The 26,335-nt window shown below is 60.6% G+C and carries 23 protein-coding genes; 14 read left to right on the top strand and 9 right to left on the bottom strand.

Annotated elements, in window-relative coordinates:
- Nucleotides 1-135: 135 nt before the first annotated feature.
- The 8 genes from ppsA (at nucleotide 136) to BUE92_RS03505 (ending at nucleotide 8,274) form a co-directional block, all read left to right on the top strand.
- Nucleotides 136-2,511: a phosphoenolpyruvate synthase gene (gene ppsA / locus BUE92_RS03540; protein WP_003193296.1), complete on the top strand. Its 2,376-nt coding sequence runs from the start codon at nucleotides 136-138 to the stop codon at nucleotides 2,509-2,511.
- A gap of 106 nt (nucleotides 2,512-2,617) precedes the next feature.
- Nucleotides 2,618-3,607: an alpha/beta fold hydrolase gene (locus tag BUE92_RS03535; RefSeq protein ID WP_073521948.1), complete on the top strand. Its 990-nt coding sequence runs from the start codon at nucleotides 2,618-2,620 to the stop codon at nucleotides 3,605-3,607.
- 229 nt (nucleotides 3,608-3,836) lie between these two features.
- A complete protein-coding gene (gene rraA, locus BUE92_RS03530) occupies nucleotides 3,837-4,328 on the top strand; it encodes a ribonuclease E activity regulator RraA (protein WP_014719488.1) in 492 nt (163 codons plus the stop codon).
- Between the two features lie 25 nt (nucleotides 4,329-4,353).
- Entirely contained in the window at nucleotides 4,354-5,349 is a 996-nt protein-coding gene (locus tag BUE92_RS03525) for a zinc transporter ZntB (RefSeq protein ID WP_073521947.1), read from the top strand.
- Between the two features lie 86 nt (nucleotides 5,350-5,435).
- Nucleotides 5,436-5,681: a CrfX protein gene (locus BUE92_RS03520; RefSeq protein ID WP_073521946.1), complete on the top strand. Its 246-nt coding sequence runs from the start codon at nucleotides 5,436-5,438 to the stop codon at nucleotides 5,679-5,681.
- A 2-nt stretch (nucleotides 5,682-5,683) separates the two neighbouring features.
- Nucleotides 5,684-6,508, top strand: a complete 825-nt coding sequence (locus tag BUE92_RS03515; protein ID WP_003193288.1) for a mechanosensitive ion channel family protein — start codon at nucleotides 5,684-5,686, stop codon at nucleotides 6,506-6,508.
- Nucleotides 6,509-6,595: 87 nt separating this feature from the next.
- Nucleotides 6,596-7,186: an RNA polymerase sigma factor SigX gene (gene sigX / locus BUE92_RS03510; RefSeq protein WP_034120675.1), complete on the top strand. Its 591-nt coding sequence runs from the start codon at nucleotides 6,596-6,598 to the stop codon at nucleotides 7,184-7,186.
- A 107-nt stretch (nucleotides 7,187-7,293) separates the two neighbouring features.
- Entirely contained in the window at nucleotides 7,294-8,274 is a 981-nt protein-coding gene (locus BUE92_RS03505; protein ID WP_034128361.1) for an OmpA family protein, read from the top strand.
- A gap of 57 nt (nucleotides 8,275-8,331) precedes the next feature.
- On the opposite strand, the gene cobA is transcribed toward BUE92_RS03505, so the two are convergent.
- From cobA to BUE92_RS03465, 8 genes are all read right to left on the bottom strand, one after another.
- A complete protein-coding gene (gene cobA / locus BUE92_RS03500; protein ID WP_073521945.1) occupies nucleotides 8,332-9,075 on the bottom strand; it encodes a uroporphyrinogen-III C-methyltransferase in 744 nt (247 codons plus the stop codon).
- Between the two features lie 10 nt (nucleotides 9,076-9,085).
- Complete coding sequence (locus tag BUE92_RS03495) at nucleotides 9,086-11,794, bottom strand: nitrate reductase (RefSeq protein ID WP_073521944.1); 2,709 nt, start codon at nucleotides 11,792-11,794, stop codon at nucleotides 9,086-9,088.
- Nucleotides 11,794-12,111: a nitrite reductase small subunit NirD gene (gene nirD, locus BUE92_RS03490; RefSeq protein ID WP_003193279.1), complete on the bottom strand. Its 318-nt coding sequence runs from the start codon at nucleotides 12,109-12,111 to the stop codon at nucleotides 11,794-11,796. The genes BUE92_RS03495 and nirD overlap by 1 nt, the downstream gene beginning before the upstream one ends.
- Nucleotides 12,108-14,561 (bottom strand): nitrite reductase large subunit NirB, encoded by a 2,454-nt coding sequence (gene nirB, locus BUE92_RS03485; RefSeq protein WP_073521943.1) that lies wholly within the window; start codon nucleotides 14,559-14,561, stop codon nucleotides 12,108-12,110. The genes nirD and nirB overlap by 4 nt, the downstream gene beginning before the upstream one ends.
- Nucleotides 14,562-14,794: 233 nt before the next feature.
- Complete coding sequence (locus BUE92_RS03480) at nucleotides 14,795-16,462, bottom strand: bifunctional protein-serine/threonine kinase/phosphatase (RefSeq protein WP_073521942.1); 1,668 nt, start codon at nucleotides 16,460-16,462, stop codon at nucleotides 14,795-14,797.
- Nucleotides 16,462-17,673 carry a nitrate/nitrite transporter gene (locus BUE92_RS03475; protein ID WP_032903097.1) on the bottom strand — a complete coding sequence of 404 codons (1,212 nt, stop codon included), beginning with the start codon at nucleotides 17,671-17,673 and terminating at the stop codon, nucleotides 16,462-16,464. The genes BUE92_RS03480 and BUE92_RS03475 overlap by 1 nt, the downstream gene beginning before the upstream one ends.
- A gap of 146 nt (nucleotides 17,674-17,819) precedes the next feature.
- Complete coding sequence (locus tag BUE92_RS03470; protein WP_073521941.1) at nucleotides 17,820-18,395, bottom strand: ANTAR domain-containing response regulator; 576 nt, start codon at nucleotides 18,393-18,395, stop codon at nucleotides 17,820-17,822.
- Between the two features lie 13 nt (nucleotides 18,396-18,408).
- On the bottom strand, nucleotides 18,409-19,608 hold the full coding sequence (locus BUE92_RS03465; protein WP_073521940.1) for a CmpA/NrtA family ABC transporter substrate-binding protein: 1,200 nt from the start codon (nucleotides 19,606-19,608) through the stop codon (nucleotides 18,409-18,411).
- 246 nt (nucleotides 19,609-19,854) lie between these two features.
- On the opposite strand from BUE92_RS03465, the gene BUE92_RS27385 reads away from it, so the two are divergent.
- The 5 genes from BUE92_RS27385 (at nucleotide 19,855) to BUE92_RS03440 (ending at nucleotide 23,118) form a co-directional block, all read left to right on the top strand.
- Nucleotides 19,855-20,775: a secretin N-terminal domain-containing protein gene (locus tag BUE92_RS27385; protein ID WP_073521939.1), complete on the top strand. Its 921-nt coding sequence runs from the start codon at nucleotides 19,855-19,857 to the stop codon at nucleotides 20,773-20,775.
- A 14-nt stretch (nucleotides 20,776-20,789) separates the two neighbouring features.
- Nucleotides 20,790-21,005: a FliM/FliN family flagellar motor switch protein gene (locus BUE92_RS03455; RefSeq protein WP_034128368.1), complete on the top strand. Its 216-nt coding sequence runs from the start codon at nucleotides 20,790-20,792 to the stop codon at nucleotides 21,003-21,005.
- 164 nt (nucleotides 21,006-21,169) lie between these two features.
- Nucleotides 21,170-21,559 (top strand): winged helix-turn-helix domain-containing protein, encoded by a 390-nt coding sequence (locus tag BUE92_RS03450; RefSeq protein WP_073521938.1) that lies wholly within the window; start codon nucleotides 21,170-21,172, stop codon nucleotides 21,557-21,559.
- Nucleotides 21,546-22,013 (top strand): transglycosylase SLT domain-containing protein, encoded by a 468-nt coding sequence (locus BUE92_RS03445; protein WP_073521937.1) that lies wholly within the window; start codon nucleotides 21,546-21,548, stop codon nucleotides 22,011-22,013. The genes BUE92_RS03450 and BUE92_RS03445 overlap by 14 nt, the downstream gene beginning before the upstream one ends.
- A gap of 85 nt (nucleotides 22,014-22,098) precedes the next feature.
- Nucleotides 22,099-23,118: a quinone-dependent dihydroorotate dehydrogenase gene (locus tag BUE92_RS03440; protein WP_073521936.1), complete on the top strand. Its 1,020-nt coding sequence runs from the start codon at nucleotides 22,099-22,101 to the stop codon at nucleotides 23,116-23,118.
- Between the two features lie 126 nt (nucleotides 23,119-23,244).
- Here the strand turns inward: BUE92_RS03440 and rmf are convergent, their stop codons facing one another.
- Nucleotides 23,245-23,460: a ribosome modulation factor gene (rmf, locus tag BUE92_RS03435; protein WP_002553055.1), complete on the bottom strand. Its 216-nt coding sequence runs from the start codon at nucleotides 23,458-23,460 to the stop codon at nucleotides 23,245-23,247.
- A gap of 532 nt (nucleotides 23,461-23,992) precedes the next feature.
- Here rmf and rlmKL point away from each other — a divergent pair.
- On the top strand, nucleotides 23,993-26,257 hold the full coding sequence (gene rlmKL, locus BUE92_RS03430) for a bifunctional 23S rRNA (guanine(2069)-N(7))-methyltransferase RlmK/23S rRNA (guanine(2445)-N(2))-methyltransferase RlmL (RefSeq protein ID WP_073521935.1): 2,265 nt from the start codon (nucleotides 23,993-23,995) through the stop codon (nucleotides 26,255-26,257).
- Nucleotides 26,258-26,335: the final 78 nt, after the last annotated feature.

Below are 26,335 nucleotides of genomic sequence, written 5' to 3'. Positions count from 1 at the left end.
AGGCGCGATTTTGCCGTCCCGCAGTGGGCCGCATTCTCACTTATTTTCCAGGTCCAGGCCACAAGCGCTGGCGTTAGCTCCTACTGAGCAACCCGCGTCCTGAGCTTTTCCAACACAGAAAGTGGAGAGATCACCTTGGTAGAGTACGTAGTTTCCCTCGATAAGCTCGGCGTCCATGATGTAGAGCATGTGGGGGGCAAGAACGCATCCCTCGGCGAGATGATCAGTAATCTTGCAGGCGCTGGTGTCTCGGTGCCCGGTGGTTTCGCCACCACGGCCCAGGCTTACCGCGACTTCCTCGAGCTGAGCGGCCTCAACGCCCAGATCCACGCCGCGCTGGACGCCCTGGACGTCGATGACGTCAACGCCCTGGCCAAGACCGGCGCCCAGATCCGCCAGTGGATCATGGAAGCCGAGTTCCCCGAGAAGCTCAACGAAGAAATTCGCACCGCCTTCGCCACCCTGTCGGCCGGTAACCCGGACATGGCTGTTGCCGTGCGTTCCTCGGCCACCGCCGAAGACCTGCCGGACGCCTCCTTTGCCGGCCAGCAGGAAACCTTCCTCAACATTCGCGGCGTCGAAAACGTGATCCGCGCAGCCAAGGAAGTGTTTGCCTCGCTCTTTAACGACCGTGCGATTTCATACCGCGTGCACCAGGGTTTCGACCACAAGCTGGTGGCCCTGTCTGCCGGCGTGCAGCGCATGGTGCGTTCGGAAACCGGCACTGCCGGCGTGATGTTCACCCTGGATACCGAATCCGGTTTCCGTGACGTGGTGTTTATCACCGGCGCCTACGGCCTGGGCGAAACCGTCGTACAAGGCGCGGTCAACCCGGACGAATTCTACGTACACAAAGGCACCCTCGAAGCGGGTCGCCCGGCCATCCTGCGCCGTAACCTGGGCAGCAAGGCTATCAAGATGATCTACGGCGACGAGGCCAAGGCCGGTCGCTCGGTGAAAACCGTTGAAGTCGACAAGGCCGAGCGTGCGCGTTTCTGCCTCACCGACGCGGAAGTCAGCGAGTTGGCCAAACAAGCGATGATCATCGAAAAGCACTACAAGTGCCCGATGGACATCGAGTGGGCCAAGGACGGTGACGACGGCAAGCTGTACATCGTGCAGGCGCGCCCCGAAACCGTGAAAAGCCGCACTTCGGCCAACGTCATGGAGCGCTACCTGCTCAAGGAAACCGGCACCGTGCTGGTGGAAGGCCGTGCCATTGGCCAGCGCATTGGCGCAGGCAAGGTGCGGATCATCAAGGACGTGTCCGAGATGGACAAGGTCCAGCCGGGTGACGTACTGGTTTCCGACATGACCGACCCGGACTGGGAACCGGTGATGAAGCGCGCCAGTGCCATTGTCACCAACCGTGGCGGGCGTACCTGCCACGCGGCAATCATTGCCCGAGAACTGGGGATTCCGGCAGTCGTGGGTTGCGGCAACGCCACCCAACTGCTCAAGGATGGCCAGGGCGTGACCGTTTCCTGCGCCGAAGGCGATACCGGCTTTATCTTCGAAGGTGAGCTGGGCTTCGATATCAAGCAAAACTCCATCGACGCCATGCCCGACCTGCCGTTCAAGATCATGATGAACGTCGGCAACCCGGACCGCGCCTTTGATTTCGCGCAGTTGCCGAATGCCGGTGTGGGCCTGGCCCGCCTGGAATTCATCATCAACCGCATGATCGGTGTGCACCCCAAGGCACTGCTGAACTATGACGGCCTGCCGCTGGACATCAAGGAAAGCGTCGACAAGCGCATCGCCGGCTACAACGACCCGGTCGGTTTCTACGTCGAGAAACTGGTCGAAGGCATCAGCACCCTGGCTGCGGCGTTCTACCCGAAAAAGGTCATCGTGCGCCTGTCGGACTTCAAGTCCAATGAATACGCGAACCTGATCGGCGGCAAGCTCTACGAGCCGGAAGAAGAAAACCCGATGCTGGGTTTCCGCGGCGCCTCGCGTTACATAAGCGAAGCCTTCCGTGACTGCTTCGAGCTCGAATGCCGTGCGCTCAAGCGCGTGCGCAACGAGATGGGCCTGACCAACGTCGAGATCATGGTGCCGTTCGTGCGCACCCTGGGCGAAGCGAGCCAGGTGGTGGACCTGTTGGCCGAAAACGGCCTGACCCGCGGCGAGAACGGCCTGCGCGTGATCATGATGTGCGAATTGCCGTCCAACGCCATTCTGGCCGAAGAGTTCCTGGAGTTCTTCGACGGTTTCTCCATCGGCTCCAACGACCTGACCCAGTTGACCCTGGGCCTGGACCGCGATTCGGGGATCATCGCCCACCTGTTCGACGAGCGTAATCCTGCGGTCAAGAAGCTGTTGGCCAACGCCATCCAGGCCTGTAACAAGGCTGGCAAGTACATCGGTATCTGCGGCCAAGGCCCTTCGGACCACCCTGACCTGGCCAAATGGCTGATGGAACAGGGGATCGAGAGCGTTTCGTTGAACCCCGACTCCGTGCTGGAAACCTGGTTCTTCCTGGCTGAAGGCCAAGCGTCCGCCTAAGATCGCGTGGTCAAAAGTGCCGGTCACTCGTTGCGGGTGACCGGCATTCTTATCTGTACAGGGCGGGAATCCTTGCGGACGCCGCCCTTTTTTGTGCAAGAGCATTATGCAAAGCAGCAGCCATCTGTTTCCTGTCGCCCTGATCAGCGCTGAACGTCGCGGCGACCTGAGTGAAGACGTCTACCGGCTCAAACCCGGTAACAGTCCAGACGGCACCGTCGAGCTGGCGGTTACCCGTTTGGGCCTGGCCGATGTCCCGGAAAACCGGGGCACGCCGATTATTTTGTTGCATGGCAGTTTTTCCAATCGGCGTTTCTGGTATTCGCCAAAAGGTATCGGCCTGGGGGCTTACCTGGCGCGTCGCGGATTTGATGTGTGGATCCCGGAAATGCGCGGCCATGGTTTGTCCAAGCGCAATCACGACTACGCCAGAAACCGTGTCGCCGATTACGCGCGCTACGATTTGCCGGCCGTGGGGGCGTTTGTGTGTGAGCAAAGCGGGCAGATTCCGCACTGGATCGGGCATTCCCTCGGTGCCACCACCATGGCTGCGGCCTTGGGTGGGCAGCACTTGGATGCATCTGCGGTGGCGTCGGTGGCGTTGTTCGGCTGCCAGGTCAGTCGTACCCACTGGCCGTTGAAAATACCGCCGGTGGAGTGGGGCGGTCGCTTTATCCTCAAGCGCCTTGCCCATCTGTCGGGCCCGCGCTTCAAGCGTGGGCCCGAGGACGAACCGGCCGGCGTGATGATCGAAGCGATGCGTTGGAACGGCCTGTTCGGCCGGTTTGGCGATGCCGAGCATGACTGGTGGAAAGGCTTGGCGCAGGTCGATGTGCCGCTGTTGGCGGTGAGCGCAGCGGGCGACCGGCAAGACCCGGACTGGGCCTGCCACAAGCTCTTCGAGCAAGTGGGCAGCGAGCATCGCCAATACCTGTGCCTGGGACGTCAGCAAGGTTTCAGCGAGGATTTCGGCCATGTGCAGATGCTGGTCAGCAAAGCCGCCCAGGCCGAAGTGTGGCCTTTGGTCGAGCGTTGGTTGAACGACCCGCTGACACCCTTATTCGGTACGCAGCCCGAGGTGTCCGCAGCGGTTTGACGAAACGCGCTACCAAGGGCGTTTCACTCTTGAATGGTTGCGGCTAAGATATGACGCGCCACGCGGTTCTGGTCATATTCAGTCGCTCAACGTGTATTGCGTTGCGCTGATCGTGGTTTGATCATGGCCGCGGCCCACCCGCAGGCGCTTAAAGAATGCCTGTCGCGGGGCGTTTTCTTGATGTACACCGTGGATGTTCGACCTCTTCTTTGATGACAGGAGTTTCTCGATGAACCATTACGTGACCCCCGACCTGTGTGACGCCTACCCGGAGCTGGTGCAGGTAGTGGAGCCGATGTTCAGCAACTTCGGTGGCCGAGACTCCTTTGGCGGCGAGATTGTCACCCTCAAGTGCTTCGAGGATAACTCCCTGGTCAAGGCGCAGGCTGACCTGCCGGGTGCTGGCAAAGTGCTGGTGGTCGACGGTGGTGGTTCCCTGCGCTGCGCGTTGCTGGGTGACATGATTGCCGAGAAAGCCGCGAAAAATGGCTGGGAAGGGCTGGTGATCTACGGGTGCATCCGTGATGTCGACGTCATCGCCCAGACCGACCTGGGCGTGCAGGCCCTGGCTTCTCACCCGAAAAAAACCGACAAGCGCGGCCTTGGCGACCTGAACGTCCCTGTGACATTCGCAGGCGTGACGTTCCGCCCCGGTGAGTACATTTATGCCGATAACAACGGGGTGATCGTGTCACCCAGCCCGCTGAAAATGCCTGAATAAACTGCCGCAACCGATCGGGGTGAGGATGTTCGAAGAAGAAAACGCGCAATGGGGGCTGGTGCATGCCCTGGTGCTGGACGGTAAAGGCGGTGCGCGTTCGATTGCCCGGACTGAGCTCGACGATTTGCAGTTGCAGCCCCAGGAAAGCCTGTGGCTGCACTGGGATCGCAGCCATCCTCAAACCCAGACCTGGCTGCGCAAAGCCAGTGGCCTGAGCGAGTTTGCCTGTGACCTGCTGCTGGAGGAAAACACCCGTCCACGGTTGTTGCCGTTGCCGGATGCCGAATTGCTGTTGTTTCTGCGCGGGATCAACCTCAACCCCGGCGCGGAGCCGGAAGACATGGTGTCGGTGCGCATCTTCGCCGCCGCCAACCGTGTGATCTCCCTGCGTTTGCGCCCATTGCGCGCCACCGATGAGTTGCTGGTGCAACTGGCAGACGGCAAAGGCCCCAGGACTGCGTCTGAACTCATCCTTTATATGGCCCAGTACCTGACCAATAGAGTGCAGGATCTGGTCGCCGGCTTATCGGAAATCGTCGATTCCGAGGAAGAAAAACTCGATGCCGACGAACGGTATACTCCGGAGCACGGCAGCGTTCTGCAGATCCGTCGAAGGGCGGCCGGGCTCAAGCGTTTCCTGGCACCCCAACGGGATATTTTTGCCCAACTGACGCGCATTAAATTGGCGTGGTTCTGCGACGACGATGCCGACTATTGGAATGAGTTGCACAACAGCCTGACCCGTTACCTGGAAGAGCTTGAATTGGCTAGAGAGCGCGTGGGGCTTGTGCTTGAGGCCGAAGACCGACGCCTGAGCCTGCGCATGAGCCGCACTATGTACCGCTTCGGGATCATCACCGGGATCTTCTTGCCGATGAGTTTTCTCACCGGCTTGCTCGGTATAAATGTGGGCGGCATCCCGTTCTCCGACAGCCCCTACGGATTTATGGTTGCGTGCCTGTTGATGGTGTCTGTGGCACTGGGCCAATGGTGGCTATTTCGACGATTGCGCTGGGTTTGAGCTGAATATGACCTGAACGTAAGAAAGGGCCGATGTGACCCGATGAATTTTACCCTCGTCTTTTAAATCACTTGCGAGAGGTCTCTATGCACGATCCGTTCGAACAGTCTTTGCGTGACATGCTCAATGCTTCGCCATCCAACCGTGATGACGATGCCTGCCTGGGCCGCGTACTGAAAACCGCCAACCGTCAGGTAGGGGCGGGTGACCTGTTCGGTCTGCTCGGGCGTTGGTTGCCGGCGTTGATGATGGCCCTGAACAATGGTTCGGCCCATGTGACACCGGTTTCCCGTCGTAAACCTCTTGCTAGCACTGCTGATAAGGCTGATTGAATATGGAACTTGATCTCTGGACCCAGAGCCTGGTCACCGCGATGACCGCATTGTGGACCAAGGTGGCGAATTTCATTCCCAACCTGTTTGGTGCCCTGGTCCTGGTATTGCTGGGTTTTGTCGTGGCCAAGCTGCTCGATACCCTGCTGTCCAAATTGCTCGCCAAACTGGGGCTCGATCGCCTGATGGCCGGCACTGGCCTGACCAAGTTGCTCGGCCGTGCGGGGTTGCAAGTACCGATTTCGACCCTGATCGGCAAGATCGTCTATTGGTTCGTTCTACTTATTTTTCTGGTTTCTGCAGCGCAGTCCCTTGGACTTGAGCGAGTTTCAGCTACGCTCGACATGCTGGCACTGTATTTGCCGAAAGTTTTCGGCGGTGCGCTGGTGCTGCTGGTGGGGGTTTTACTCGCGCAACTGGCCAACGGGCTGGTGCGCGGGGCCGCCGAAGGCGTGGGGTTGGACTACGCGGCAGGCCTGGGGCGAATCGCCCAGGGACTGGTGATCATCATCAGTATTTCTGTCGCGATCAGCCAGTTGGAGGTCAAGACTGACCTGCTCAACCACGTGATTGTGATTGTTTTGATTACCGTTGGTCTGGCAGTTGCGCTGGCGATGGGGTTGGGAAGCCGGGAAATTGCCGGTCAGATTCTTGCGGGAATCTATGTGCGTGAGCTGTATCAAGTTGGGCAACAGGTGCGTGTGGGCGAGGTCGAAGGGCAAATCGAGGAGATCGGCACAGTCAAGACGACCGTGCTGACCGATGACGGGGAACTGGTGTCGCTGTCCAACCGGATTCTCCTGGAGCAGCAGGTCAGTAGCCGCTAATCCGGCAAATCCTGCTAATGTACGCCGCCGCAAACCCGGGTGACCGGGTTGCAGCGGACATTGACCTGACTGTCGGCACGACTTGTTTTGAATAAAGCCCAAACGCTGTCCACGCGCTATGACCCCCGTGAGCTCTCTGATGAGGAGTTGGTCGCGCGCGCGCACACGGAGCTGTTTCACGTAACACGCGCGTACGAAGAATTGATGCGCAGGTATCAACGCACTCTGTTCAACGTTTGTTCAAGGTATTTAGGGAACGATAGAGATGCGGATGATGTCTGTCAGGAAGTGATGCTCAAGGTGCTATACGGCCTGAAGAACTTCGAGGGCAAATCGAAGTTCAAGACCTGGCTGTACAGCATCACGTACAACGAGTGCATCACGCAGTATCGGAAGGAACGGCGAAAGCGTCGCTTGATGGACGCTTTGAGTCTGGACCCCCTTGAGGAGGCGTCTGAAGAGAAGGCGCCGGCACCCGAGGAGAAGGGCGGACTTGATCGCTGGTTGGTGCATGTGAACCCGATTGACCGTGAAATTTTGGTGCTTCGATTCGTCGCAGAGCTGGAATTTCAAGAAATCGCTGACATCATGCATATGGGTTTGAGTGCTACAAAGATGCGGTACAAACGTGCTCTTGATAAATTACGTGAGAAATTTGCGGGCGAGACTGAAACTTAGTGCGTAGCAAATATCTCTTACGTGTAGGCAAGTTCTGTTAGACTTGTCGCCGAGTTGTCCCCCGGTTTGTGGGACTGCTTTACAATCACCAGATGGGGATTTAACGGATGAAACTGAAAAACACCTTGGGCTTGGCCATTGGTTCTCTTATTGCCGCTACTTCTTTCGGCGTTCTGGCACAAGGCCAAGGCGCAGTTGAAGGCGAGCTGTTCTACAAGAAGCAGTACAACGATAGCGTCAAGCACATCGAAGACGGCTTCAACCCAGGCGCTCGCATTGGTTACTTCCTGACCGACGATCTGTCGTTGAATCTGTCGTACGACAAGACCAACCACACCCGTTCGAACGACGGCACTGGCAACCAGAAGATCAAAGGTGACACTGGCAGCCTCGTTGCTCAGTACCACTTCGGTCAGGCTGGCGTTGATAGCCTGCGTCCATACGTTGAAGGCGGTTTCGGCCACCAGAGCCGTACCAACGTTCAGGCTGACGGCCACAGCGGTCGCGACCAGACCACTTTCGCTACCATCGGTACCGGCGTGAAGTACTACTTCACCAACAACCTGTACGCTCGTGCTGGTGTTGAAGCTGACTACGGTCTGGACAACGGCAAGTGGGACTACTCCGCACTGGTTGGCCTGGGCGTGAACTTCGGCGGTAACGCTGGCGCAGCTGCTCCAGCTCCTACCCCAGCACCAGCTCCAGAGCCAGTTCCAGAGCCAGAAGCTCCGGTTGCTCAGGTTGTTCGTGTTGAGCTGGACGTTAAGTTCGACTTCGACAAGGCCGTTGTTAAGCCTAACAGCTACGGCGACGTTAAAAACCTGGCCGACTTCATGGCTCAGTACCCAGCTACCAACGTAGAAGTTGCTGGTCACACTGACTCCGTAGGTCCAGACGCTTACAACCAGAAGCTGTCCCAGCGTCGTGCTGACGCTGTCAAGCAAGTCCTGGTTAAAGACGGCGTTGCTCCTAGCCGTGTAACTGCTGTAGGTTACGGCGAATCCCGCCCAGTTGCTGACAACGCAACTGAAGCTGGTCGCGCTGTTAACCGTCGCGTAGAAGCGTCGGTTGAAGCTCAAGCTCAGTAATTACTGAGTAAAGAAAAGCCCGGCTCAGGCCGGGCTTTTTTTCGCCTGCGATTTGCCTCAGGCGCTTGCCGCGGCAGCTATGCTAGCCATCTGTGCGGCGCCGGCAACCTGGCCAATCACCAGGATGGCCGGGCTCTTCAGCGCAAAGGCTTTTGCAGCTTCATGCATGGCTGCCAGGGAGCTGCGGCATTCCCGTTGCTGGGGCAATGAAGCGTTTTCGATCATTGCCACCGGCATATCCGCAGCCATGCCGCCGTTGAGCAGCTGTTCGCGGATTTCATCCAGCTTGGCCACGCCCATATACACCACCAGCGTGGTTCCACCCTCCGCCAGCGCACGCCAGTTCAAGCTACTGTCATCCTGGGTATGCGCCGTGACCAAGGTCACTCCACGGCTTACCCCGCGCAAGGTCAAAGGGATGTCACACTGGGTCGCCCCGGCCAGCCCTGAGGTGATGCCATTGACCAATTCCACCTCGACTCCACGCTCGCGCAGCCAGGTTGCCTCCTCGCCACCGCGGCCAAAAATACACGGGTCACCGCCTTTAAGGCGTACTACGCACTTGCCCTGGCGTGCATAACGCAACATCAGGCGGTGAATAAAATCCTGCGGGGTAGAGCGACATCCTCCGCGCTTGCCGACGGTAATTACCCGAGCGCTGGTGCAGTGTTCCAGTACTGTCGGGTTGACCAGATCATCAATCAGCACGACGTCCGCTGCCTGCAGAGCCCGGACCGCTTTCAGGGTCAGCAACTCCGGGTCTCCCGGTCCTGCGCCTACCAGCCACACTTTTGCGCTCATGTTGTTCCCCTTACACACTGATGGCGATTGGCTGCGGGTTGCTGGCCAAAAGACGTTTGATTTCCGGCACGCAGGAGCCGCATTGGGTGCCGCAGCCCAGGGCCTGTTTGAGGCCATCCAGGTCCAGGCCGCTGCCGATACCGGCACACACGGCGTTTTCGCTGACGTTCTTGCAGTTGCACACAATCTTGTTGCTGGCCGTTGTACCGCCCGGCGGCGCGCTCAATGGCGCCAGTAACCAGCGCCGCAGTTGCTCGTCGGCCCGGCCTTCCAGCCAGAGGCTTTGCAGCCAGTGACGGGCCAGGGTTTCGCCGGCCAGGCGCAGGGCGGTGATGCGACCTTTCTCGATTTTTACGCGCTTGCCGATTGAGCGGCGCGGGTCGTCATAGGCCATTACCGGGCCGTCGTTGAGGCCCAGCAGTTGGTCGATACGGGTCAACAGTTGCAGGTCGGGCGCCTCGGTATGCGCGGCGCGCACCAGCAGCGCGGGGCGTTCACGGCCAGCCAGGCTCAGGCTGACGTAGGCAAAGGTTTCACACAATGGGCGCAGGGCTTCGAAGTGCTGCTGCACATCGCCTTCGATCAGCGCAAACAGCTGCCATGGCAGTTGCACTGCTTCCAGACGCACGCCGCTGTGCTTGAGCTCCGGCTGCTTGGACAAAGGGTCGAACGCAGGTTGAGTGAGAGTATTAACGCCGCCCTTGAGAAAGCGGTCGCCCCAGTGCATGGGCAGAAACGCTTGGCCGGGGCGCACACTGTCATCGCTGCCCACGGCGACGATCACGCTGCCGCGACGGCTTTTCAGGCTGACCAAGTCACCCTCTTTGAAGCGGTGGCGGCGTAGCTCATCCGGATGCAGGCTCAACAGCGCCTCACTGACGTGCCCGAACAACTGCGCGGCGGTGCCAGTGCGGCTCATGCCGTGCCATTGATCACGCAGGCGACCGGTGATCAGGGTCAACGGGAATCGCGCATCGCGCTGTTCCTTGGCGGCGCGATAAGGCTCGGCGACAAACTGCGCCCGGCCCGTGTCAGTAGGGAAAATGCCGTCGGTGTACAAGCGCGACGTACCCGCTTGCGCACCCTCGGGAAACGGCCACTGTTGCGGGCCGAGTTGGTCGAGCAGGGCGTGGCTGATGCCGGACATGTCCAGGTCACGGCCTTGGGTCAGAGGTTTGAATTCATCAAACAGCTGCGCCGCTTGCTCAAAGGCGAACAGGCTAGGCAACCCCGGACGCAGACGACGCTCCAGGCGCTGTGCGAAATCCACCGTGATCGCCCAATCCGCGCGTGCTTCACCCGGTGGGTTGATGGCGCGGCGCACGTGGGAAATACGCCGCTCGGAGTTGGTCACCGTACCGTCTTTTTCACCCCAACTGGCGGCGGGCAGTAGCAGGTCGGCATAGGCGGCAGTTTCGGTGGTACGAAACGCTTCCTGCAACACCACGAACGGGCACGCTGCCAAAGCGGCGCGCACCGCGTTCTGGTCGGGCAGCGATTGGGCAGGGTTGGTACAGGCGATCCACAACGCCTTGATCTTGCCAGCCTGCACCTGTTCAAACAGTTCGATGGCGGTAAGGCCGGTGGTCGCCGGCAGTTGCTTCACGCCCCAATAGGCCGCCACTTCAGCGCGGTGTTCAGGGTTGGCCGCTTCTCGGTGGCCTGGCAGCAAGTTGGACAGGCTGCCGGTTTCGCGCCCACCCATGGCGTTCGGTTGGCCGGTCAGGGAAAACGGCCCGCAGCCCGGCCGGCCAATGGTCCCCGTGGCTAAATGCAGGTTGATCAACGCGCTGTTTTTGGCGCTGCCGGCGGTGGATTGGTTAAGCCCCATGCACCACAGCGACAAAAAGCTGCTGGAGGTGCCGACCCACTGCGCGCACAGGCGCAACTGTTCGACGCTGATGCCGCACAGCTGCGTGACCATCTGCGGCGTGTAGTCATGCACCAGGCGCTTGAGTTCGGCCAAGCCGTCGGTGTGGGCCTGGATAAACGCGCGGTCGATCCAGTCCTCCCACAGCAGCAAATGCAAAATCCCGTGGAACAACGCCACATCCGTTCCCGGCAAGATGGCCAAGTGCAGGTCGGCCAAGTCGCAGGTGTCAGTACGCCGAGGGTCAATCACCAGCACTTTCATCTGCGGGCGTTGCGCCTTGGCTTGCTCCAGGCGTCGGAACAATACCGGGTGGGCGTAGGCCATGTTGCTGCCGACGATCATCACGCAGTCGCTGTTTTCCAGGTCTTCATAGCTGCACGGCGGCGCATCGGCGCCCAGGCTGCGCTTGTAGCCGACCACCGCCGATGACATGCACAGCCTAGAGTTGCTGTCGATATTGTTGGTGCCCACCAGCGCCCGGGCCAACTTGTTGAAGCTGTAGTAATCCTCGGTCAGCAGTTGCCCGGAGATATAGAACGCCACACTGTCGGGCCCGTGTTCGGCAATGGTATCGGCGAACACGTTGGCCGCGTGGTCCAGGGCGGTGTCCCAGTCAGTGCGGGTGCGCGCCAGTTCTTTGCCCAAGCGCAATTGCGGGTAAAGAGCACGGGCGCTCAAATCGCCAGTCAGGTGCAGGCTCGCGCCTTTGCTGCACAACTTGCCGAAGTTGGCCGGATGGCTGGGGTCGCCTTGCACTCCCAGGATCTGTTCGCCGTCATGCTCGATCAGCACGCCGCAGCCCACCCCGCAATAACAGCAGGTGGACGCGGTGGTCTGGCGGTTCATCAACCCGCGTCCCGCAGGGCCAGCATCACCCGGCCGTTTTCGACCCGGGCCTGGTGATGGTGGGCACAGCCGATATCCGGGGCCTGGGCTTGGCCGGACTCAAGGTCGATCTGCCAATTGTGCAATGGGCAGGCCACGCGCTTGCCGTAGATCAAGCCTTGGGACAATGGCCCGCCCTTGTGCGGGCAGCGATCGTCGAGGGCAAAGACTTCATCGTCACTGGTGCGAAAAATCGCGATGTCACCTTTGGGCCCGCTGATGATGCGCGAGCCCAGGGCGTTGATTTCATCGAGGGCGCAGATATCCAGCCAGTTCATAGCGAGACCTCCAGTTGTTTGACGGGGATCACGTCGAATTCCTTTTTCAGCAGCGGCTGTTCCAGGCGCTCCTTCCACGGGTCCTGCTCGAATGACAGCGAGAACTGCAAACGCTCGTTGAGAGCCTGGCGGCGGGCCGGGTCTTCCAGCACGGCCTTCTTGATATGTTCCATGCCCACCCGCTGCAGGTAGTGCACGGTGCGCTCCAGGTAGAAGGCTTCTTCGCGGTACAGCTGCAGGAACGCGCCGTTGTACTCACGCACTTCTTCAGCGGTTTTCAACTTGACGAAGAACTCCGCGACTTCAGTCTTGATCCCGCCGTTGCCACCGATGTACATCTCCCAGCCCGAGTCGACACCGATAATGCCCACATCCTTGATGCCCGCTTCCGAGCAGTTGCGTGGACAACCGGAGACCGCCAACTTGACCTTGTGGGGTGACCACATGTTGAACAGGTCATGCTCCAGCTCGATGCCCAGTTGCGTGGAGTTCTGCGTGCCGAACCGGCAGAACTCGCTGCCCACGCAGGTTTTCACGGTGCGGATTGACTTGCCGTAGGCATGCCCGGACGGCATATCCAGGTCCTTCCATACCCCTGGCAAGTCCTGCTTCTTGATACCGAGCAAGTCAATGCGCTGGCCGCCGGTGACCTTGACCATCGGCACGTTGTACTTGTCGGCCACATCGGCGATGCGGCGCAGCTCCGAAGGATTGGTCACGCCGCCCCACATCCGTGGGACCACAGAGTAGGTGCCATCTTTTTGAATATTGGCGTGGGCCCGTTCGTTGATCAGCCGCGATTGCGGGTCGTCCTTGGCTTCGCCGGGCCAGGTGGAGATCAGGTAATAGTTGAGGGCCGGGCGGCAGGTGGCGCAGCCATTGGGGGTGCGCCAGTTCAGGTAACGCAGGGTGCTGTCGATGGTCAGCAGGTGCTGCTCGCGGATGGCCTGGCGGATTTGCCCGTGGTTAAGGTCGCTGCAGCCGCAGATGGCTTTTTCGCTTTTAGGTTTGACGTCGGCAGCGCCGCCCACGGTGTTGATCAGGATCTGCTCGACCAGCCCGGCACAGGAGCCGCAGGAACTGGCGGCCTTGGTGTGTTTTTTCACCTCATCGACACTGAACAACCCTTGTTCCTGGATCGCCTTGACGATGGTGCCCTTGCACACGCCATTGCAGCCGCAGACTTCGGCGTTATCGGCCATGCTCATGGCTTTGTCCTGGCCTTGGTGGCCGACATCGCCGAGTGCATTTTCACCGAACATCAGATGATCGCGGATTTCACCGATGGCGTGGTTCTCACGGATCTGGCGGAAATACCAGCCGCCATCGGCGGTATCGCCGTACAGACAGGCGCCGACCAGGATGTCGTCCTTGATCACCAGCTTCTTGTACACGCCACCAATCGGGTCGGAGAGGGTGATGGTCTCGGTGCCTTCGCCACCCATGAAGTCGCCGGCGGAGAACAGGTCGATGCCGGTGACTTTCAGCTTGGTCGAGGTCACCGAGCCCTTGTAAGTGGCAAAACCCAATTGGGCCAGGTGGTTGGCGCAGACCTTGGCCTGTTCGAACAAGGGCGCCACCAGGCCATAGGCGATGCCGCGATGGCTGGCGCATTCACCGATCGCGTAGATGCGCGGGTCGTAGGTTTGCATCGTGTCGTTGACCAGGATCCCACGGTTGCAGGGGATGCCGGACTTTTCCGCGAGTTCGGTGTTGGGGCGGATGCCGGCAGCCATCACCACCAGGTCGGCGGGGATGATGTCGCCGTTCTTGAACTGCACCGAGCCGACGCGGCCATTGCCGGCATCGTGCAGTGCCTGGGTCTGCTCGCACAGGCGGAACACCAGGCCGCGGCTTTCCAGTTCCGTTTGCAGCAATTGGCCGCTGGTCTTGTCCAGTTGCCGTTCCAGCAGCCATTCGCCGATATGCACTACCGTCACGTGCATGCCGCGCAGCATCAGGCCGTTGGCCGCTTCCAGGCCGAGCAGGCCGCCGCCGATCACCACCGCATGCTTGTGGGTCTTGGCGGTGTCGATCATCGCCTGGGTGTCGGCAATGTCGCGGTAACCAATCACGCCCTGCAACGTGTTGCCGGGAATTGGCAGGATAAATGGTGTGGACCCGGTGGCGATCAGCAGGCGGTCATATTCGGCCTCGGTGCCGTCTTCGGCGACGACTTTGCGCTTGACCCGGTCGATCTGCACCACCTTGCGGTTGAGCAGCAACTTGACGTTGTTATCCAGGTACCAATCCAGGTCGTTGAGCACGATCTCTTCGAAGGTTTGCTCACCGGCCAGTACCGGCGACAGCAGGATGCGGTTGTAGTTGGTGTGAGGCTCGGCGCCGAACACGGTGATGTCGTACAGCTCATCGCTCAGCTTGAGCAGTTCTTCAAGGGTGCGAACCCCGGCCATGCCGTTGCCGATCATCACCAGTTTGAGTTTTTTCATGTCGTTCTCCGCAATGGCTCGACAAATCGTGCGCAAACAAAAAAGGCGTCCCCGCTAGTCAGCTAGCGAGGACGCCTTTGTCCTGGTCCCGTTCTCTCGGGAAGCTCGGCCCTTCGTCGTTGAAGGAGCGGCTATATGTGAGGTGTTGAGAAAGCTAATGCAGCAGCTGTGCCAAGTGCCTATAGCCCCAGTTTTACTGGGCGATTACACAAAGAACCTGCGAACTCTGCCCGTTAGTGGTGCAGGAGCCAGTACAGCAGCACCAGATTGAGCAGCAGCGAAGCCGCTGCCAGGGTTTGCCAGACCTTCAACGGTTCGCGTTCGAGCAAAGGCCGTGGGCGTAGGCTCAATTCGCGGCGGTCGGCCTGCTCCAAGATCAACAACCATTCCTCGGCGGTTTCATAGCGTTGGCCCGGGAGAGCGGTAACCGCCCGTTCCAGGCTGTGTGGCAACCACTCCGGCAAATCGGGGCGATAACGGCTGGCGCTGACGGGCTGGGAAAACCTGGGCCGTTGGAAAGCCTCGATTTCACCGTAGGGGTAATGCCCGGTCAGCAGGTAATACAAGGTCACGCCGACGCTATATAAATCCTGCTGCGCCGTAGGCCGCTCGCCAGCGAACGCCTCGGGCGCGATGAAGCTTGGGGTGCCGGGCAGCAGGTGGGCACGGTCCTCGGAGAGCCCGGGGCAATAGGCCAGGCCGAAGTCCAGCACCCGCAGTTCGCCATCTTCTCCCAGCAGCAGGTTTTCCGGCTTGATGTCGCGGTGCAGAATCTGCCGGCGATGCAGCAGGCCCACGGCACGCAGCAAGCGTTCGGCAATCGACTGCCATTGCGCCAGCGGCAGCGGGCCCTGTTGTTGGAACAGTTGGGCCAGGGTTTGTCCGGCGTATTCGCGCATCACGTAGTACAAGTGCTGACGACCACTGGCGGCATGCACTTCGGGAAAGGCACGACCGGCGACCCGGCGCAGAAACCATTCCTCCGATAACAAGGCCTGGGCGGCGTCGGTATCGTCGCAACGCAGCGGCAAGGTCTTGAGCAGCCAGGGTTGCCCCTGGGCGTCGTGCACGCGGTACAGCAACGACTGGCGACTCTGCGCCAGCACGCTTTGCACCTCCCAGCCTTCAAAGGTTTGCCCTACTTTCAGCGGTGGCGGCAGTGGCCATTGCTGCAATTGCACCAGGGCGTCGCCGAGGGTGGCCGCGCCGAGTTGATCGATACGCACCAGCAAGGCGCTGGCGTTGTCTTGGCTACCCGCCAGATGGGCGGCGTTGACCAGGGTGTTGACCGCCAGCTCGAGGTCGCTTTGTTCGCGTAGAATCGCGCCGATGCTGTGATCGCCCAGCGTGGCCCACACCCCATCGCTGAGCAGCAGGAAACACTCGCCCTCGCGCAATGGGCCATCGAGGAAGTCCAGCACCAGATGCTGATCCAGGCCGAGGGCGCGCTTGAGCACATGTTGCATGCCCGGCTGTTCCCACACATGGTCTTCGCTGATGCGTTGCAACTCGCCGTCAAGCCAACGATACGCCCGGCAATCACCGACATGGGCCAGGGTGAAACGCTGGCCGCGAAACACCAGGGCGCTTAGGGTGGTGAGCAACGGTTGGCCGCCGCCGTTGGCTTGCAACCAGCGATTCTGCGCCAGTAACAAGCGCTCCAGCGCCTGGGCCACACCCCAGGTCTGTGGCGTGGCGTAGTAGTCCAGGGCCAGGGCCTGCACGGTCGAGCGTGCGGCCAGGCCACCGTCGGCGCACTGGCTGACGCCGTCGGCCAGTGCACACAGGTAGCCTTTGCTCGCGGCCAGTTCTGCCATGGGCGTGACCACCCGCAGCGCGTCCTGGTTCTCGCTGCGCGGGCCGATGGCACTGGCCTGGGCGACGCTCAGTTGCAAGCTCATCAGACGCGTGCGGCGGTCACGGCGGCCGAACCCCAGGTGGTTCTCCAGCGCCGTTTCACCCCATGCAGGCCGAACCAGGCCAGCACACCGAGGCTGGCGAACAACCACAGGGCCAGTTGATAGCTGCCAGTACTCTGCTTGATGGCGCCCATGCCCGCCGCAAGGGCGAAGCCACCGATGCCACCGGCCATGCCGATCAGGCCGGTCATGACGCCGATCTCACTGCGAAAACGCTGCGGCACCAGTTGGAATACCGCGCCATTGCCGGCGCCCAGGCCGAGCATGGTGCAGACGAAAAGCGCCAGCGCCGCGTAGGAACTGGGCAGGTTGAACCCCACTGCCGCAATGCAGATCACCGCCACGCTGTACATGCCGAGCAAGGTTTTGATTCCGCCGAACCGGTCTGCCAGGGCGCCACCCAATGGGCGCATCAGGCTGCCGCCGAACACACAGGCGGCGGTGTAGTAGCCAGCGGTTACCGGGCTCAGGCCGTACTGGTCGTTGAAGTAGCCGGGCAGGGCGCTGGCCAGGCCGATAAACCCGCCGAAGGTCACGCTGTAGAAGAACATGAACCACCAGCTGTCGCGGTCGCCCAGGGCCTTGAAGTAGTCGGCCATGGATTTGGCTTTCGGCCGTTCAGGCGCATTGCGCGCAAGCCAGGCGAATACGATCAGGGTCAGCACCAGTGGGATCAGCGCAAAGCCGAACACATTGCTCCAACCAAAGGCGGCCGCCAGCACGGGCGCCAGCAACGCCGCAAACACGGTGCCGGAGTTACCGGCGCCGGCGATGCCCATGGCCTTGCCCTGATGCTCCGCCGGGTACCACTGTGACGCCAAGGGCAGGGCGACCGCGAAGGACGCGCCGGCCATGCCCAGGAACATGCCCAGCAGCAGCGCTTGTTCGTAGCTGTGGATCCCCAGTTTCCAGGCGCAGAACAGCGCCACGATCACAATAACCTGGCCAATCAGCCCGGCCGTCTTGGGCGACAGCTTGTCGGCCAGCATCCCCATTAAAAAGCGCAGCACCGCGCCCGCCAGGATCGGGGTGGCCACCACCAGGCCGCGCTGTTGGGTAGTCAGGTGCAAGTCAGCGGCAATCTGCACCGCCAGGGGGCCCAGCAGGTACCAGACCATGAAGCTCAGGTCGAAATACAGGAACGCGGCAAACAGGGTCGGGGTGTGCCCGGATTTCCAGAAGCTTGATTTCATCACGCACCTCAACGGTTGGGGGTCTAGAAACGAAAAAACGCCGCCACCGGGTTCGCGAGGGCAAACCGGGTGGGCGACGTCTTTGTCGTGAAGGGGCAACCGCCGTTGGCTACCTGTGAGAATTCTTTAGCAAGAGCTGAGCCAGATCAGCCGAGCAACTCGCTCATGGCAATAATCTGCTCCGCCACCTGGATCAGTTTCTGTTGACGGCTCATGGCCTGGCGGCGCATCAGGGTATAGGCCTCTTCTTCATTACAGTTCTTCATTTTCATCAGCAGGCCCTTGGCCAACTCGATGCGCTTGCGTTCGGCCAGTTGCTGGTCGCGGGCATGAAGCTGGGCGCGCAGGGCCTGGTCACTCTCGAAGCGCGCCATGGCCACATCAAGGATCGGTTGCAGGCGCTGGGCCTGGATGCCTTCGACGATATAGGCACTGACGCCGGACTTGATGGCCTGGCGCATCACATTCGGGTCGTGCTCGTCGGTAAACATCACGATGGGCCGTGGCTGATCGCGGCTGACCAACACCACTTGCTCCATCACATCGCGCCCGGGTGACTCGGTATCGATCAGGATCACATCAGGGCGCACTGTTTCGACGCGTGCGGGCAGGTCGATGGTCAAGCCGGACTCATCGATCACCTCGAAGCCGGCCTCGGTCAATGCGGCCTTGAGGCGCCCGACCTTGCGCGGGGTGTCGTTGATCAACAGGATTCGCAGCATCGTCGGGCTCCTGTCAGCGCAGCGCTTGGCGATTGGCGTCATCGGCCAGGGCATGCAGGTGGAAGCTGCGGGCGTAGCCAGCGGGGTCGCTGCCGTCCCAGGTCTTGCCGTCGAGCAACTGGCTGTGACGCATGTCCGAGTCGCCTGCGGTAATGCCCAGCGCCTCGGCAGCCTGGCGATACAGTGCCAATTGCTGAACTTGCCGGGCAACGCCCAGGTAGTCAGGGTCTTCCCGCAGCAAGCCCCAGCGCCGGAACTGGGTCATGAACCACATGCCATCGCTGAGGTAAGGCAGGTTCACCTCGCCGTCGGCGAAAAAGCGCAGCGCATGGGGATCCTGCCAGTGGTTGCCCAGGCCATCGTCATAGTGCCCCAGCAGGCGCGGTTCGATGCAGCCCACAGGTGCGTCGAGGTATTCACGGGCACTGAGCAACTGGGCGGTAGAGCGGCGGTTTTCACGGTTCTGCTCGATAAACCGGCTGGCCTCGAGGATCGCCATGACCAGTACGCGTGCGGTATTGGGGTACGCGTCAACGAAGGCTTGGGTGCAGCCCAGGACTTTTTCCGGATGATTCGGCCAGATTGCCTGGCTGGTCGCCAGGGTAAAGCCCTGGTTCTGTTGCACTGCGCTGGCGCACCAGGGTTCACCCACGCAAAGTCCGTCGATGCGTCCGGCTTGCAGGTGCGCAACCATTTGCGGCGGCGGCACCACCACACTGTTCACATCCTGCAATGGATGAATGCCTTGGCTCGCCAGCCAGTAATACAACCACATGGCGTGGGTGCCGGTGGGAAACGTCTGAGCGAAGGTCAGTTTTGTCCGACTTTGGTGCGCATGGCACTTCAACGCCTCAGGAGTGATCACCCCTTGCTGTTGCAGGCCGTGGGACAGGTTGATGCCCTGGCCATTCTGGTTCAGCCCCATCAGCACTGCCATGGGGCTGGCGGCGACGCCGCCGATGCCCAGATGTACGGCATAGATCAGCCCGTAGAGACTGTGGGCGGCGTCCAGTTCACCGCTGACCAGCTTGTCGCGCAGGTTGGCCCAGGATGCCTGGCGTTTGAGGTTGAGTGTCAGGCCGTAGGGTTGGGCGAAGCCCTGGGTGGCGGCGACCACCAACGAGGCGCAATCGGTCAGGGCCATGAACCCAAGGTCCAGGCTGCTCTTTTCCGGGGCATCGCTGCCATTTACCCAAGCCAGCGGATCGTTCATCAATACCTGCCTTTTCTGAAAAAAAAACGCCGTTTCCCAGGCTGGCGCTACAGGCCATTGCAGGGGAACGACGCCTTTGTCCGTAGGCCCGTGCCGCCGTTGGTGCGAGCCTGATACAGAGTGCGTAGCAAGGCACATGCCATGGGTGGGCCGGTGCAACTGGCCGTCAACTTTCCATCATGATTGAACCTCGTGCGCCTCGCAGTATGGCCGCTTCCTCAGGCCAGACCGTCAGGCATTCCCACGGTGCACGCTGATTTCCTCGCAACCCTCAATTGTCGCTGGCTGTACAGCGTGCTGCTGTGCGCCGCGCTGTTGCTGGGCAGTCGCACGGCCTGTGGCGAGGTGTACCAGGCACAGGATGAGGGGCTGCCGGCTTTCTTTGCTGCGCTGTCTGTGTCATTGGGCCTGCCCGTGGTGACCAGCCGTACCGTGGCTAATAGGCAGGTGAGCGGAGCGTTCGATTTTGCGGCGCCGCAACAGGTCCTTGAAACGCTCGCCGCGCGCGAAGGCTTGATCTGGCACAGCGATGGCCAAGTGTTGCACGTCTACGCTGCCGACGAAGCGAGAAGCTCGGCGGTGGCGCTGCAACATATCAGTGTCGACAGGCTGCGTGGCATCATGCGGCGTGCAGGGCTGGATGAGTCACGTTATCCGCTGCGCGCAAACGGGGCGCGCATGTTCTACGTATCCGGGCCTCCCAGCTATGTCGATCATATATTGCGGCTGACGCAACTGATGGATCGATCCCCTCGCAAGGTGCCAGAGCGCCCGCCTGCATTTGGCGTGGTGCAAGTGATCAATTTCCCGGTGGAGGATCACCCGCACGGCGTGGGTACCAACAGGGGCCGGGTACCAGGCATGCTCTCAATGATCCAGGCCCGGCTATCCCGGGCGCAGAGGGATCAGTTGGCCGACGGCCGCCTTGCGTTGCTGGCCTATCCGGATATCAACAGTGTGCTGATCAAGGGCTCGCCTGCCCAGGTGAAAGCGATCGAGACGCTACTGGCCGAGCTGGATGTGGCCCAGGTGCTGAATGAAACCTTGCCAGGGCAGGCGCATACCGGTGGTGGCGACCCGCAGGCCGGGCCACCTCAGTTGACTGCCGCGCAATATGAGCGTGTGCAACGTGCGTTCCTACGGACGGAACGCGAGTTTTCCCCTTGAAAAGGCATTTGTCCATGCACCTGGAAATACTGCTGCAGGAGCAATTGATCAGCCGCAAGCGTTTGGCCGCGTTCGCGCCGGGAAAAGTGCTGCCCTTGGACCCAGGCGTCACACGATGTGTGGAGGTGCGGGTCAATGGACAATTGATGGCGTTAGGTGAGTTGGTGCAGCTGGAGGACCGGCTAGGGGTTGAGTTGCAGGAGACCTTTCAGGAATGGCTATCGCGATAAGGGGGGCAAGCGAATTGTCTGACCGGCAGCGGCCAAAAAAAAGCCATTGAATGGGTTTTTTCCTAACGCGAGTCTGCGGGGCGGTTTTTATAGTCGTGCCAATGGCAGGTGAGCCGGTTCATACAGTAAGGATTTGAATGTCAGTAGTCGATACAGAGGTGCGTATGGCCGTCGTGACGCAAGAAACGGCGGCATCCCTGGTCTTCGCTCGCTGGACCTTGCACGGCGATGGTCGGTTGATAGGCGCGGACTCGGAAATACAACTGCCACCCAAGGAGGGGCATGTGCTGCGGTTGCTGCTGGCCTCCGGTGGCGCACTGATGACCAAGGACCGTTTGCTGGAGCTGGCCTGGCCCCGGGGCGAGGTGGCCGATGAGTCACTTACGCGTTGTATTTATTCTCTGCGCAAGCACTTGAAGGCCGACAAAGGCTTTATCAAGACTATTTATGGCAAGGGCTATCGCTTTACATGCCCGGTACGCGCGGGTGATCAACCGAGGGCTGTCCTGCACCTGTGCGCCGTCTGTGGTCAGGCCAGTAATGTTCAAGGTTAGGGCCGGGGGCAAAGGCCTGTTGCTCAGTGTGCTGATGGGCTGTAACCCGGCATGGGCCTATTGCTGGGAAGAGGCGGCCAGCCGCTACGATCTCGAGCCGGAGTTGCTGCAGGCTATCGCCTCAGTCGAGTCGGGTTACCGTGCGCAAGCGATGAACTACAGCAACCGAAACGGCACACGGGATATTGGCTTGATGCAGATAAACAGCATTCACCTGCCTCGTTTGCTCAAGCAGGGTATTACCGAAGAGCGGTTGTTGAACGAACCTTGCCTGTCGGTGGAAGTAGGCGCCTCGATTCTTGCCGATTTTATACAGCGTTTTGGCTACAACTGGACGGCAGTGGGCGCTTACAACGTTGGGCCCGGCCCCGGCCCTCAGCGTGAGGCATTACGCCTGCGCTACGCCGAGAGGATCTGGGTGCGCTATGAGGCCTTGATGGCGCAGCGTCAATGAGATCGAGTGTCATGCCTCGCATGCAACCCACCGCCGCGGCTATAATCACCGCCACCTTTTACCGCCATCCGAGTCTAGCCCGCCCATGTATAACCTGGCCCGCCAGCTGTTGTTCAAACTTTCCCCGGAAACCTCCCACGATCTGTCCCTGGACCTGATCGGTGCTGGTGGCCGCCTGGGGCTCAATGGCCTGGTATGCAAGGCACCGGCGAAAATGCCGGTGTCGGTGATGGGGCTCGACTTCCCCAACCCGGTCGGGCTGGCAGCCGGCCTGGACAAGAACGGCGCCGCCATCGACGGGTTTGCGCAGTTGGGTTTCGGCTTTGTCGAAATCGGCACCGTGACCCCACGGCCGCAACCGGGCAACCCCAAGCCCCGCATTTTCCGCCTGCCGGAAGCGGAGGCGATCATTAATCGCATGGGCTTCAATAACCTCGGCGTCGACCATCTGCTGTCGCGGGTTCAGGCGGCGAAATACACCGGCATCCTGGGTATCAACATCGGCAAGAACGTTGACACCCCTGTGGAACGTGCGGTGGATGACTACCTGATATGCCTGGACAAGGTCTACGCCCACGCCAGCTATGTCACCGTCAACGTCAGCTCGCCCAACACGCCGGGCCTGCGCAGCCTGCAATTTGGCGATTCCCTCAAGCAACTGCTCGAAGCCTTGCGCCAGCGCCAGGAAGACCTGGCCGTGCGTCACGGCAAGCGTGTGCCCCTGGCCATCAAGATCGCGCCGGACATGAGCGATGAAGAAACCGTACTGGTGGCCCAGGCCCTGGTGGACTCAGGGATGGACGCAGTGATTGCGACCAATACCACCCTCAGTCGCGTGGGCGTCGAAGGCCTGGCCCATGGTGACGAGGCGGGCGGCCTGTCGGGCGCGCCAGTGCGTGACAAGAGCACCCATATCGTCAAGGTGCTGGCGGCCGAGTTGGCTGGGCGTTTGCCGATCATCGCGGTGGGCGGTATTACCGAAGGCAAGCATGCAGCTGAGAAGATCGCGGCCGGCGCGAGCCTAGTGCAGTTGTACTCCGGCTTTATCTATAAAGGGCCGGCGCTGATTCGCCAGTCGGTGGACGCCATCGCTGCTTTGCGCTGACAATCTGCTGGGCAATAAAAAGGGCTCCATAAAGGAGCCCCTGGGCCGAAGCCCGCCGCCCGGATGGGGCGCGCGTGGTTAAGTCGTTACAGATTCAAAGGTGTGTGTCGGAATTAAATGCCCTGATTAGCCGACGGCGTGAAGTTCGTTGAGTCTGTGGATACCCGCAGTGCCAGTCATACCGTCCCAGTTGTCGCCGCGTCCTTCTCGCCAGCCGTTGATCCAGGCTTGGCGTACCGACGGTAGAGTAAATGGGCAAAGCTCACGGGATTTTCCATGAACGCCATATTGATATCCGCGTAAAAATGCTCTTTCCAACGGATCACGCTTAAGTCTTCTCATAGGGTGTTTCCCTCACTTGTTGACTGTCTAGATGTCCTTCGGCCTTGTCCAAGGCCGGGCAGAGTTTTTCTGCCGTTGGTGGGCTCGCTGCCGGCGTGGCGAGCCAATGTGTCGGCACCGTAACGGCGCCAACCTGTGTTGAGTTCTAACCAATAGGTCACATGTATTCAATGATCGTTTTGTCATAAGCACGTAACGATAACGATGCTATAGCCATAAGCTGGGATGGTTATTCGCCCCTTTTATAGGGCAAAGCCAGCTATGATGTGCCCTGCACAGAGGAAAGGTTTAATCCCTTGGTGAGAATGCCCGCGTGTTGCACTCGGTTATTATTCGACGAAGGGTCGGAATATTTCTTTCTGTTGCTCAACATTCTTCTTCTGCCTCGCCAATAAAGGCTCAAGGGCCCGTCAGACGGGGTGGAACGGCACATTCGTGCCACGCGAGCACTCTTCGAGAAAAGTGCTTGATTGAAAACCGAACCGGTGATGCGTCGCCTGTTCACTTATTGCTGAAAAGCCTGGAATGCCCCATGTCGGACCGTTTTGAACTCTTCCTCACCTGCCCCAAGGGCCTCGAAGGCCTGCTGATCGAGGAAGCCGTCGGGCTTGGCCTTGAGGAAGCCCGCGAGCATACCTCGGCCGTGCGCGGCATGGCCGACATGGAAACCGCCTACCGCCTGTGTCTCTGGTCACGCCTGGCCAACCGCGTGTTGCTGGTGCTCAAGCGCTTCCCGATGAAGGACGCCGAGGATCTTTACCACGGCGTGCTGGACATCGAATGGGCTGACCACATGGTCCCCGACGGTACCCTCGCGGTGGAGTTCAGCGGGCACGGCTCGGGCATCGACAACACCCACTTCGGCGCGCTGAAGGTCAAGGATGCGATCGTCGACAAACTGCGCACCCCGACCGGCGAACGTCCGTCCATCGACAAGATCAACCCTGACCTGCGCATTCACCTGCGCCTGGACCGTGGCGAAGCCATCCTGTCCCTGGATCTTTCCGGCCACAGCCTGCACCAGCGCGGCTACCGCCTGCAGCAGGGCGCGGCACCGCTGAAGGAAAACCTGGCGGCGGCGATCCTGATCCGCGCCGGCTGGCCGCGTATTGCCGCTGAAGGCGGCGCGCTGACAGACCCGATGTGCGGTGTGGGTACCTTCCTGGTCGAGGGCGCGATGATCGCCGCCGACATGGCCCCCAACCTCAATCGTGAACTGTGGGGGTTCACCACCTGGCTGGGCCACGTCCCGGCGCTGTGGAAAAAACTGCACGCAGAAGCCACTGAACGTGCCGCTATCGGCATGAACAAGCCGCCGTTGTGGGTGCGTGGCTATGAAGCCGACCCACGCTTGATCCAGCCTGCGCGCAATAACATCGAGCGCGCCGGGCTGAGCCATTGGATCAAGGTGTACCAGGGCGAAGTCGGTACTTTCGAGCCGCGCCCGGACCAGAACCAGAAAGGCCTGGTCATCTGCAACCCACCTTACGGCGAGCGCCTGGGTGATGAAGCCAGCCTGTTGTACCTCTACCAGAACCTCGGCGAGCGCCTGCGCCAGGCCTGCATGGGCTGGGAAGCGGCGGTGTTTACCGGCGCGCCGGACCTGGGCAAGCGCATGGGTATCCGTAGCCACAAACAGTATTCGTTCTGGAACGGCGCATTGCCGTGCAAGTTGCTGCTGATCAAGGTCAACCCGGATCAGTTCGTCACTGGCGAACGCCGCACTCCTGAACAGCGTCAGGCCGAACGTGAGCAAGCGGCCTACGACCAGGCCCCGAGCGAGCCAGCAGAGCGTCAGTACAACAAGAACGGCAACCCGATCAAGCCCGCCCCGGCCGCCGTGGTGGAACAGGCGCGCTTGAGCGAAGGCGGGCAGATGTTCGCCAACCGCCTGCAGAAGAACCTCAAGCTGTTGGGTAAATGGGCCAAGCGCGAAGGGGTGGATTGCTACCGCGTGTATGACGCCGACATGCCTGAATACTCCATGGCCATCGACCTGTACCACGATTGGGTGCACGTACAGGAATACGCCGCGCCTAAATCCATCGACCCGGAAAAAGCCTCGGCCCGCATGTTCGATGCCCTGGCGGCAATTCCCCAGGCACTGAACGTCGACAAGAGCCGTGTGGTGGTCAAGCGTCGTGAGCGTCAGAGCGGCACCAAGCAATACGAGCGCCAGAGTGCCCAAGGCAAATTCACCGAGGTCAGTGAAGGCGGCGTCAAGTTGCTGGTCAACCTCACCGATTACCTGGACACCGGCCTGTTCCTCGACCATCGCCCGATGCGCATGCGCATCCAGAAGGAAGCGGCGGGCAAGCGCTTCCTCAATCTGTATTGCTACACCGCCACAGCCAGTGTGCATGCTGCCAAGGGCGGCGCACGCAGCACCACCAGCGTCGACCTGTCCAAGACCTACCTGGACTGGGCGCGTCGCAATTTCTCCCTCAACGGCTTCTCCGACAAGAACCGCCTGGAACAGGGTGACGTGATGGCGTGGCTGGAAGCGAGCCGCGATGAATTCGACATGATTTTCATCGACCCGCCGACCTTCTCAAACTCCAAGCGCATGGAAGGCATCTTCGACGTGCAGCGTGACCATGTGCAGTTGCTCGACCTGGCCATGGCGCGCCTGGCGCCGGGCGGCGTGCTGTACTTCTCCAACAACTTCCGCAAGTTCCAACTGGAAGACAACCTCAGCGAACGCTATGCGGTCGAGGAAATCAGCGACAAGACCATCGACCCGGATTTTGCGCGCAATGCCAAGATCCACCGTGCCTGGAAAATCACCGCACGCTGATTTTTCCCTGTAGGAGCGAGCTTGCTCGCGAAGATCGTCAATGATAGCGCTGCGTATCTGGTTTAACGCGGCGCTCTC

Origin of the sequence: Pseudomonas fluorescens (genome assembly GCF_001902145.1) — a bacterium.
In the GTDB taxonomy this organism is placed as follows: domain Bacteria; phylum Pseudomonadota; class Gammaproteobacteria; order Pseudomonadales; family Pseudomonadaceae; genus Aquipseudomonas; species Aquipseudomonas fluorescens_BV.
Note: the sequence above shows the minus strand (reverse complement) of the source record. Positions and strands in the feature narration are given on the sequence as shown.

Bases quoted from the DNA above. Each gene is read 5' to 3' on its own strand.
- nirD (WP_003193279.1), bottom strand. From the start codon at position 12,111: ATGAACTGGCTGGATATCTGCGCCCTCGATGAAATCAACGCCCTGGGC.
- BUE92_RS03450 (WP_073521938.1), top strand. From the start codon at position 21,170: ATGGCCGTCGTGACGCAAGAAACGGCGGCATCCCTGGTCTTCGCTCGC.
- BUE92_RS03470 (WP_073521941.1), bottom strand. From the start codon at position 18,395: ATGCTGCGAATCCTGTTGATCAACGACACCCCGCGCAAGGTCGGGCGC.
- nirB (WP_073521943.1), bottom strand. From the start codon at position 14,561: ATGAAAAAACTCAAACTGGTGATGATCGGCAACGGCATGGCCGGGGTT.
- BUE92_RS03495 (WP_073521944.1), bottom strand. From the start codon at position 11,794: ATGAACCGCCAGACCACCGCGTCCACCTGCTGTTATTGCGGGGTGGGC.
- BUE92_RS03520 (WP_073521946.1), top strand. From the start codon at position 5,436: ATGCACGATCCGTTCGAACAGTCTTTGCGTGACATGCTCAATGCTTCG.
- BUE92_RS03535 (WP_073521948.1), top strand. From the start codon at position 2,618: ATGCAAAGCAGCAGCCATCTGTTTCCTGTCGCCCTGATCAGCGCTGAA.
- BUE92_RS03445 (WP_073521937.1), top strand. From the start codon at position 21,546: ATGTTCAAGGTTAGGGCCGGGGGCAAAGGCCTGTTGCTCAGTGTGCTG.
- rraA (WP_014719488.1), top strand. From the start codon at position 3,837: ATGAACCATTACGTGACCCCCGACCTGTGTGACGCCTACCCGGAGCTG.
- BUE92_RS03440 (WP_073521936.1), top strand. From the start codon at position 22,099: ATGTATAACCTGGCCCGCCAGCTGTTGTTCAAACTTTCCCCGGAAACC.
- rmf (WP_002553055.1), bottom strand. From the start codon at position 23,460: ATGAGAAGACTTAAGCGTGATCCGTTGGAAAGAGCATTTTTACGCGGA.
- BUE92_RS03515 (WP_003193288.1), top strand. From the start codon at position 5,684: ATGGAACTTGATCTCTGGACCCAGAGCCTGGTCACCGCGATGACCGCA.
- BUE92_RS03455 (WP_034128368.1), top strand. From the start codon at position 20,790: ATGCACCTGGAAATACTGCTGCAGGAGCAATTGATCAGCCGCAAGCGT.
- BUE92_RS03480 (WP_073521942.1), bottom strand. From the start codon at position 16,462: ATGAGCTTGCAACTGAGCGTCGCCCAGGCCAGTGCCATCGGCCCGCGC.
- cobA (WP_073521945.1), bottom strand. From the start codon at position 9,075: ATGAGCGCAAAAGTGTGGCTGGTAGGCGCAGGACCGGGAGACCCGGAG.
- BUE92_RS03505 (WP_034128361.1), top strand. From the start codon at position 7,294: ATGAAACTGAAAAACACCTTGGGCTTGGCCATTGGTTCTCTTATTGCC.
- BUE92_RS03475 (WP_032903097.1), bottom strand. From the start codon at position 17,673: ATGAAATCAAGCTTCTGGAAATCCGGGCACACCCCGACCCTGTTTGCC.
- rlmKL (WP_073521935.1), top strand. From the start codon at position 23,993: ATGTCGGACCGTTTTGAACTCTTCCTCACCTGCCCCAAGGGCCTCGAA.
- BUE92_RS03465 (WP_073521940.1), bottom strand. From the start codon at position 19,608: ATGAACGATCCGCTGGCTTGGGTAAATGGCAGCGATGCCCCGGAAAAG.
- BUE92_RS03525 (WP_073521947.1), top strand. From the start codon at position 4,354: ATGTTCGAAGAAGAAAACGCGCAATGGGGGCTGGTGCATGCCCTGGTG.